Origin of the sequence: Sphingomonas mali NBRC 15500 (genome assembly GCF_001598415.1) — a bacterium.
GTDB lineage: Bacteria > Pseudomonadota > Alphaproteobacteria > Sphingomonadales > Sphingomonadaceae > Sphingomonas > Sphingomonas mali.
Map to the genome: position 1 here is coordinate 1 of NZ_BCYX01000023.1, position 7,500 is coordinate 7,500.

The 7,500-nt window shown below is 63.9% G+C and carries 7 protein-coding genes and 1 tRNA gene (1 of these 8 only partly in view); 1 reads left to right on the top strand and 7 read right to left on the bottom strand.

Going from position 1 to position 7,500, the window contains the following annotated elements:
* Positions 1–27: 27 nt before the first annotated feature.
* From metK to SMA01S_RS15915, 3 genes are all read right to left on the bottom strand, one after another.
* Positions 28–1,245: a methionine adenosyltransferase gene (gene metK, locus SMA01S_RS15905; RefSeq protein WP_066824516.1), complete on the bottom strand. Its 1,218-nt coding sequence runs from the start codon at positions 1,243–1,245 to the stop codon at positions 28–30.
* Between the two features lie 33 nt (positions 1,246–1,278).
* Positions 1,279–2,481 carry a hypothetical protein gene (locus tag SMA01S_RS15910; RefSeq protein WP_157093979.1) on the bottom strand — a complete coding sequence of 401 codons (1,203 nt, stop codon included), beginning with the start codon at positions 2,479–2,481 and terminating at the stop codon, positions 1,279–1,281.
* 1,148 nt (positions 2,482–3,629) lie between these two features.
* A tRNA-Ser gene (locus tag SMA01S_RS15915) sits at positions 3,630–3,720 on the bottom strand.
* A gap of 89 nt (positions 3,721–3,809) precedes the next feature.
* Here SMA01S_RS15915 and SMA01S_RS15920 point away from each other — a divergent pair.
* Positions 3,810–4,706: a peptidylprolyl isomerase gene (locus tag SMA01S_RS15920; protein WP_066824522.1), complete on the top strand. Its 897-nt coding sequence runs from the start codon at positions 3,810–3,812 to the stop codon at positions 4,704–4,706.
* 9 nt (positions 4,707–4,715) lie between these two features.
* Here SMA01S_RS15920 and SMA01S_RS15925 read toward each other — a convergent pair whose 3' ends face one another.
* The 4 genes in view from SMA01S_RS15925 to SMA01S_RS15940 are tightly spaced (at most 1 nt apart) and all read right to left on the bottom strand, a layout consistent with a single transcriptional unit that may run on beyond the window.
* Positions 4,716–5,309, bottom strand: coding sequence for an ABC-type transport auxiliary lipoprotein family protein (locus SMA01S_RS15925; RefSeq protein WP_066824525.1), 594 nt, complete (start codon positions 5,307–5,309; stop codon positions 4,716–4,718).
* A 1-nt stretch (position 5,310) separates the two neighbouring features.
* Positions 5,311–6,261 carry an MlaD family protein gene (locus tag SMA01S_RS15930; RefSeq protein WP_066824529.1) on the bottom strand — a complete coding sequence of 317 codons (951 nt, stop codon included), beginning with the start codon at positions 6,259–6,261 and terminating at the stop codon, positions 5,311–5,313.
* Entirely contained in the window at positions 6,261–7,064 is an 804-nt protein-coding gene (locus SMA01S_RS15935) for an ABC transporter ATP-binding protein (RefSeq protein WP_084250368.1), read from the bottom strand. Before SMA01S_RS15935 ends, SMA01S_RS15930 begins: the two co-directional genes overlap by 1 nt.
* A protein-coding gene (locus tag SMA01S_RS15940) for an ABC transporter permease (protein WP_066824535.1) crosses the window boundary here: on the bottom strand, positions 7,064–7,500 show its 3' portion. It continues 679 nt past the right edge of the window; only the last 437 of its 1,116 coding nucleotides appear in the window; the start codon falls outside the window, past its right edge — the gene reads right to left on this strand; it ends in the stop codon at positions 7,064–7,066. Before SMA01S_RS15940 ends, SMA01S_RS15935 begins: the two co-directional genes overlap by 1 nt.

Sequence of the window (7,500 nt, forward strand, 5' to 3'; positions counted from 1 at the left end):
TAAATCTATTCCTCGAAAAATTGCGGTTCAGGCGGCCAGTGCGGCCTTGAGATCGTCGACCAGATCGGTGCGTTCCCACGGGAAGAAGTCGCCATCGGGGTCACGGCCGAAATGGCCGTATGCCGCAGTGCGCGCATAGATCGGCTTGTTCAGGCCGAGATGCGTACGGATACCGCGCGGGGTCATGCCGCCGAGCTTCTCGATGCCCTGGATAGCCGCCTCGATCTTGTCGTCGCCGACCACGCCGGTGCCGTGCGTGTCGACATAGAGCGACAGCGGTTCGGAGACGCCGATCGCATAGGCCAGCTGGATCGTGCAGCGCTTGGCGAGGCCGGCCGCGACGATGTTCTTGGCGAGGTAGCGCGTGATATATGCCGCCGAGCGGTCGACCTTGGTCGGGTCCTTGCCCGAGAAGGCGCCGCCGCCGTGCGGAGCCGCACCGCCATAGGTGTCGACGATGATCTTGCGCCCGGTCAGGCCGGCGTCGCCATCGGGGCCGCCGATCTCGAAACTGCCGGTCGGGTTGATATGATAGGCCGTTTCGTCGCTGAGCAATTCCGCAGGGAGCAGGTCGGCGACGACCGTCTTCACATAGGCATGCAGTTCGTCCTGCTTGTCGCCTTCGTCATAGCCTTTGGCATGCTGGGTCGAGACGACGATCGCGGTTGCCGCGACCGGCTTGCCGTCCTCGAAGCGAAGCGTGACCTGGCTCTTGGCATCGGGCTCGAGGAACGGCGCCGCGCCGGCATGGCGATCGGCGGCCATGCGATGGAGGATGCGGTGCGAATAATATAGCGTGGCCGGCATCAGATCGGGCGTTTCGTCGCAAGCGAAGCCGAACATCATCCCCTGGTCGCCGGCGCCTTCGTCCTTGTTGCCGCAGGCATCCACGCCTTGCGCGATATGCGCCGATTGCGGGTGAAGGTTGTTCTCGAAGCGCAAAGTCTTCCAGTGGAAACCGTCCTGCTCATAACCAATCTTGCGGACGGTATCGCGGACGGTTTGCTCGACCTCTTCCTGGACGCCCGGTGCCCAATTGCCGGCTTCGTCCATGATCCCCTTGCCGCGAATCTCGCCGGCAAGGACGACCAATTGCGTTGTGGTGAGCGTCTCGCACCCGATTCGCGCCTCGGGATCCTTGGCGAGGAACAGATCGACGATCGCGTCGCTGATCTGGTCGGAAACCTTGTCGGGATGGCCTTCGGAGACCGATTCGGAGGTAAAGAGATAGGTGTCGCGGGCCATCAGGCTCTCCCTTTTACAAATATTTCGGATGGTTCACGCCGCAGTCGGATTGCGGCTGATCACGTAGCTCTCGTCGTTGAACCAGAGCTCGCCGTTCTTGCGCAGCACCTTGCGGGTGGCTTCGAGATAGAGGGGCTTGCTCATCGCTTCGCCGAGGCGCTCGTCATCGATTTGCGCGACATAGGTCGCGGCATTCCAGGCGGCCAGCAAAGTCGAGGTGCCGATCGAGGCGCTTTCGCTGTCGATCTCGTCGGGCAGCGTGTGCATCTCGTAGCGGAACAGGGCCTCCGAGCTGGGCAGCGCATCGAAGCGGAAATTGCCGGCGTCTGCGCCCATTGCCTGCTTGGTCGCTTCGAGCAGCGCGTGACGCGAGGTAGTGAACGGATCTTCGCCCGGCCAGACGATCTGGACGATCTCAAGCCCGGGATCGTTGCCAGCGGAGTGGATGCCGAGCAGTCGGCCGTTGGGACGCAATGCGCGGGCGAGCGGGGCGAGTACACGCTTGGCCTTGAAGTCGGTCGCGGCGCTCAGGCGGAACGGCTGGCTGGCGATGACCAGATCGTAGTCGGCGACCGGCTGGTCCTTTTGCGGGATCACGTCGGCGAGCATGAACGCGCAATCCTCGCGATAGAGGATCAGCGTCGTCGGCGTCTCGGGAATCAGGCTGCCGGTTTTCTCGGAGACCCTGGTCTTCCAATTCCGTGCCAAAAACGGCTGCAGTTCAAGGATCTGGCGCTCGAACTCGGCGGTGGTGTTGCCCTTGAGCGCCACGGCCTTCCACGTCATCCCGGCACGCGCCTCGGGCTTGGTCGGCATCAGATTTGGCGCTTCGGCATAGGAAATGTTGGTCAGCGCCAGCACCGTCTCCGGGTGTTCGAAGAAGCGATCGGGCATCTTGTCGAGCGTCAGGCGGACGTCCTCGAGGCTGATTTCCTTGCCGGCGATGAGGAAGGGAAAGCGCGGATAGGCTTCGTGCATCGAGCGCATCACCCGCGCCAGCACCGTGCCGTCGCCCATGCCGGCGTCGAAGAAGCGCACCGCGGGCGGCGCTGGCTTCAGTTTCTTGAGCTCGCGGGCAACGCGCTCGGCGACGACCCACTTCTCGGAGCAGGTGTTGACGAACATCAGATATTTCTGGCGGTTGTCGTAGAACCTGAAATTCTGTTCGGACGACTGTGTCTCGGGTTCGGTCGCCACGACAGCAACCGCATTACGTTCCGCACTGATCGCCGCCATCAAGGGATCCTCTTCCATTTCCTCTGGCATCCCTGGCGATCTGCCGGGCGCGCTATTGAAGAGGTAATGTTCCCGGCGGTTGCGTGGATAAACCACAATCGGTCCCACGGCCTGGCATGGGCAGCTTCCCACTTTTTCGTAGACGAAAAACCTGGCGCGTCGTTGGCCGGCGGATCGGAGAGACTGCCACCAGGCGGTGACCGGAGCGACGCGGGATCAGCCTCGATGGATCAAGGGCCTGTCAGCTGAGGTCGAACGCCGAGGTCACATTCGAGCCAGGCAGTTCGGACCACACCCCGCTGACAATATCATGATGATCCCGACGGCCGTTGCGCGGGGCGTCTGACAAGTTTGCCTGCCGAAGACGGTGGGGCGACATGGAGGCGCCGCTCTCATGAGGCTGCCCGACATCGCCGCATAGTCCTGCTTCAACGCATCATATATGCCGCCTTCGGGCATGAGTGTGAAGGTGGGCGGTACCGCACTCGCTAGGTCGAATGCCGGCCGATTGAAGAACATGGGCGCGTGCGCGACGCAGGCGGCCCCCCACGCCAGATATATGCGATTGTCGCTTGTCCCACTTATGCCTGCATGAGTTCGTGCGGGTCGTAATAGTGCCGCGAGATTCGGTCGCCGCTGCCCATGAGCACGCCCTTCAGCTCGTACTAGCGACCCGTGGCCCCTCCGCGATCCCACCCCAAAAATCGTTCCCAAGCTCGGACTCGAACCCTCGCCAAGCGACACTTCGTGACCTGATTCGATCCGATTTGAGACTGACTTTTCCAACGCACGCGGCGGGCTGCGCGCTCGCGCAGATAGACCACGACCGGGACAGACGCTCATGTCGACCGCGACCGCGACCGCGATCGGGCAGCGGCACCGCGTTCGCTTCGTTCCAGCCGGACGGCAACCTCGTGCTGCGCCGCTCAGATGCCGTGGAAGTATGGTCTAGCGGAACCAGTACCTTCCTGTGCGCTAACCTCCAGATTCAGAATGACGGCCATCGCCGAAATGCCCTCCATTTTTCCCGCCACATTGTGGTGGGAAGAGGTAGGATTGAGTAAAATCCGATGGGACGGTGAAATCCAAAAGTTCTGAGGGACTTTAGGAGGTACGGGTGTTCTGGGGAGCCCAGAGGAGGGCGCAAGTGGCGGAGCGGGAGGGATTCGAACCCTCGATACGCTTTTGACGTATACTCACTTTCCAGGCGAGCGCCTTCGACCACTCGGCCACCGCTCCGCATTGCCGGGAAGCGTCGCCCCTAGAGATACCTGCGCGTCCACGCAAGCGCTTGCCGGATCGGCCGGGGCTGTGGCAGCTTCCGGTCCATGCCGATCCTGCTCTCGCTCGCTCTCATGCTCGCCGGCCAGCCCGCCGCCGCTCCCCAAAAGAAGCCCGCGGCCAAACCGCCGCTGTCGCCGACCGAGATCGCCAACAAGGCGCCGGCCGCTTCGTGGCGGACGATCGCGGACGACGACATCCTGATCTTCACGCTCGCCAACGGTCGCAAGGTGATCGTCCAGCTCGCGCCCGCTTTCGCGCCCCGGCACGTCGCGCGGATGCGCATTCTCGCGAATAAGAAATGGTGGGACGACACCAGCGTCTATCGCATCCAGGACAATTACGTCGCGCAATGGGGCGACGTCACCGAGAAGAAGAAACTGCCCGAGGGCATCGCCGATAGCGGGCCCAGCGAATATACGCGGGCAGGGGGCCTGCCGGTGGTGCGCATGACCCGGCCCGACAGCTTCGCGTCGATCGCAGGCTTCACCGCCGATGGCTGGCCGGTCGCGTCCGACGGCAAGCGCAGCTGGCTGACGCATTGCTATGCGATGGTCGGCGTCGGCCGCGATCTCGCGCCATCGGTCGGCAGCAGCGCCGAGCTCTACGCGGTGATCGGCCATGCGCCGCGCGCGCTCGACCGCAACATCGCTTTGGTCGGGCGCGTGATCGAGGGGATCGATGCTTTGTCCTCGCTCGAACGCGGCACCGGCAAGCTCGGCTTCTATGGCGACGGTCAGAAGCCGACCCCGATCGTCAGCGCACGGCTGGCGAGCGCCTTACCAGCGGGCGAGCGCCCGCATTTCGAATATCTCGCGCCTGCGAGCCCCGATTTCGCGCGTTACCTTCACGCCCGCGAAAACCGAGAACCGCCGTTCTTCACCGTGCCCGCCGGCGGGGCCGATATCTGCAACGTACCGGTTCCGGTTCGCCGCAAGACCTGACGAGCGCGCTCAGCTGCCAACCCAATCGGCGACTTCGCCGGCGACCTGATTGGCGGCCTGGTTGAGCGCGGGGCCGACCGAATTGGCGTCGATCTGGGCTACCGGCACGCGGGCCTCGAACTTCTTCTTCTCGACCTTGCCCGCATCGCTCCTGATCAGCGAACCTTCGAACGACACGACCGCTTCGTGCGTGCTGCCGTCGATCCCGAAATTGCGCAGCTCGCCCGACAGGCGCGCGCCCGGGTCGCTGAACGACTGTGCCGGGGTCAGCACGACGCGGCCGGTCTTGGCGGCGATCGTGTCCGACATCAGCCGCGCGAACAGCCGTTGCGGCGCTTCGACCCAGGCGACATCGGTCACATAGGCGAGCTGGTCGCCAGTCTGCACCGGCACGCGCGCGACCGCCAGCGATTGCGGCACCACCGGGACCTGGATCGTCACGGTCTTGGCGCTCGCCGAATTCTGCGTCGATCCGACCGGCAACGCCGCTGTCGAATTGATCGTCAGCAGCACTTTGGGCGGCTTGCCACCAAAGCTGAGGCAGCCCGCCAGCGGCAGAGCCGGCAATAGGGCCAGGAGCAGGGGAAGAAGGCGTTTCGTCATCTCACTTGCCCTTGTAATCGGGGAGCTTCGGGCTGCCGACGATCGATCCGGCACCGCCGCGATCGACCTTGTCGGCGACCGACGACAGTGACTGCGACATCTGGCGCAGGTCGTGGATCAGCTGTCCAAGCTCGGGAATGGTCTGTTTGGAGAAGCTCTGCAGGCCTGGTCGTGCGTCGCCGATCGCGGCATCCAGCGTGTCCATCGACTTCTGCGCGGATGCGACCGCCTTGTTCAGATTGCCCAGGGTCGGCTTGACGTCATTGGCGAGCAGTCCGTTGGTCGTCGCTGCCAGTTCGCCGATCTGCTGCGACGCTATGCCTGCCTTTTGAATCGCGATGCGGGTCTCGGCCAGGGTCGCGGCGATTTCCGGCCCGCGATCGGACAGCGCCTTGCTGAGCCTGTTGGTGTTGTCGAGGATACCGGCGATCGACGCCTGGTTACGGTCGCTGAGCAAGGCGGTCAGCCGCTCGGTCAGCGTCGTCAGCCGCTCGAGCAATTGCGGCGCGTTGGACAGGAGCGCACCGAGGCCGCCGGGCTTGGCCGGGATCAGCGGCACGCCCAACGGGCAGGCGCTGTTCGAGCAGTCGATCAGCGGGCGGCCGGCCTGCGCACCGTCAAGCTGGACGGTCGACGGACCGGTGAAGCTGCCCTGGATTGCCGCGGTGGTGCCGAGCAGGATCGGCGTCTTGTCGTCGACCGACACGCGCACCCGGACGAATTCGGGGGACTTGGCGTCGAGCTTGATGTCCTTGACCTGGCCGATCGGCACGCCCGAGAAATTGACCGCCGACCCCTTGGCCAGCCCGTCGACCGATTGCTTGAACAGGATATCGTATTCGCGCTTGCCCTCGGCGCCGAAGCGCGAGATCCACACCATGAACAAGGCGAGCACGGCGAGCAGGATCAACACGACCCCGCCGACCAGCACATGATTGGAACGCGTTTCCATCAGTCAGCCCCTGCCTTGCCCGTGCCCGCTTCTTGCGTCGCGACCGCCGCGCGGCCGCGGGGCCCCTTGAAATATTCCTCGATCCACGGATGATCCAACGCGATCAGTTCGTCGATGGTGCCGACCGCGATCACTTTCTTGTCGGCGAGCACCGCGACACGGTCGCAGATCGCATAAAGCGAGTCGAGATCGTGCGTGATCAGGAACACGGTCAGCCCCATCGTCCGCTGCAGCGACAAGGTCAGCTCGTCGAACGCCGCGGCACCGATCGGATCGAGGCCCGCGGTGGGCTCGTCGAGGAACAGCAATTCCGGATCGAGCGCCAGCGCGCGGGCGAGGCCGGCACGCTTGCGCATACCGCCCGACAGCTCGGCCGGATATTTGGGCCCGGCATCGGCGGGGAGGCCGGTCATCACCACTTTATACGACGCAATCTCGTCTAGCAGCGCGGGATTCAGACCCGGATAGAATTCCTTGATCGGCACTTCGACATTCTCGGCGACGGTCAGCGTCGAGAACAGCGCGCCGCCCTGGAACAGCACGCCCCAGCGCTTGCGAATCTCGACCGCCTCATTTTCCTCGAGATCGATCGTCGGCTCGCCGAACACCGTGATCTCGCCCTCATCGGGCACCTGCAAGCCGATGATCGACCGCATCAGCACCGATTTGCCGGTGCCCGATCCGCCGACCACGCCCATTATCTCGCCGCGCCGGACGTCGAGATCGAGCCCTTCATGCACGACCTGCTCGCCAAAACTGTTTTTCAACCCGCGGACGCGGATGACGATGTCGTCGTCCGCCATCAAATCCATCCGACCGACGAAAAGAATACCGCGAAGAAGGCATCGAGCACGATCACCAGGAAGATGCCCTGGACGACCGCCGCGGTGGTACGCAGCCCGACCTGTTCGGCATCGGCTTCGACCAACATGCCCTGGAAGCACCCGGCGATGGCGATGATCGCGCCGAATACCGGCGCCTTGATCAACCCGACATAGACGTCGCTCATCGGCACGACCTCGCGAATGCGCTGGATGTAGGTGACCGGAGGGATGTCGAGCGTGATCCAGCACAACAGGCCGCCGCCCATGATCGCGATCAAAGCGGAATAGAAACCGAGCAACGGCATCATGAACACCGCCGCGAGGACGCGCGGTACGACCAGGGCCTCCATTGGCGACACGCCGATCGTGCGCATCGCGTCGATTTCCTCGGTCAGCTTCATCGTTCCGATCTGCG

Coding starts and splice junctions, on each gene's coding strand:
- SMA01S_RS15925 (WP_066824525.1), bottom strand. CDS start 5,309: ATGACGAAACGCCTTCTTCCCCTGCTCCTGGCCCTATTGCCGGCTCTG.
- SMA01S_RS15935 (WP_084250368.1), bottom strand. CDS start 7,064: ATGGCGGACGACGACATCGTCATCCGCGTCCGCGGGTTGAAAAACAGT.
- SMA01S_RS15910 (WP_157093979.1), bottom strand. CDS start 2,481: ATGGCGGCGATCAGTGCGGAACGTAATGCGGTTGCTGTCGTGGCGACC.
- SMA01S_RS15920 (WP_066824522.1), top strand. CDS start 3,810: ATGCCGATCCTGCTCTCGCTCGCTCTCATGCTCGCCGGCCAGCCCGCC.
- SMA01S_RS15930 (WP_066824529.1), bottom strand. CDS start 6,261: ATGGAAACGCGTTCCAATCATGTGCTGGTCGGCGGGGTCGTGTTGATC.
- metK (WP_066824516.1), bottom strand. CDS start 1,245: ATGGCCCGCGACACCTATCTCTTTACCTCCGAATCGGTCTCCGAAGGC.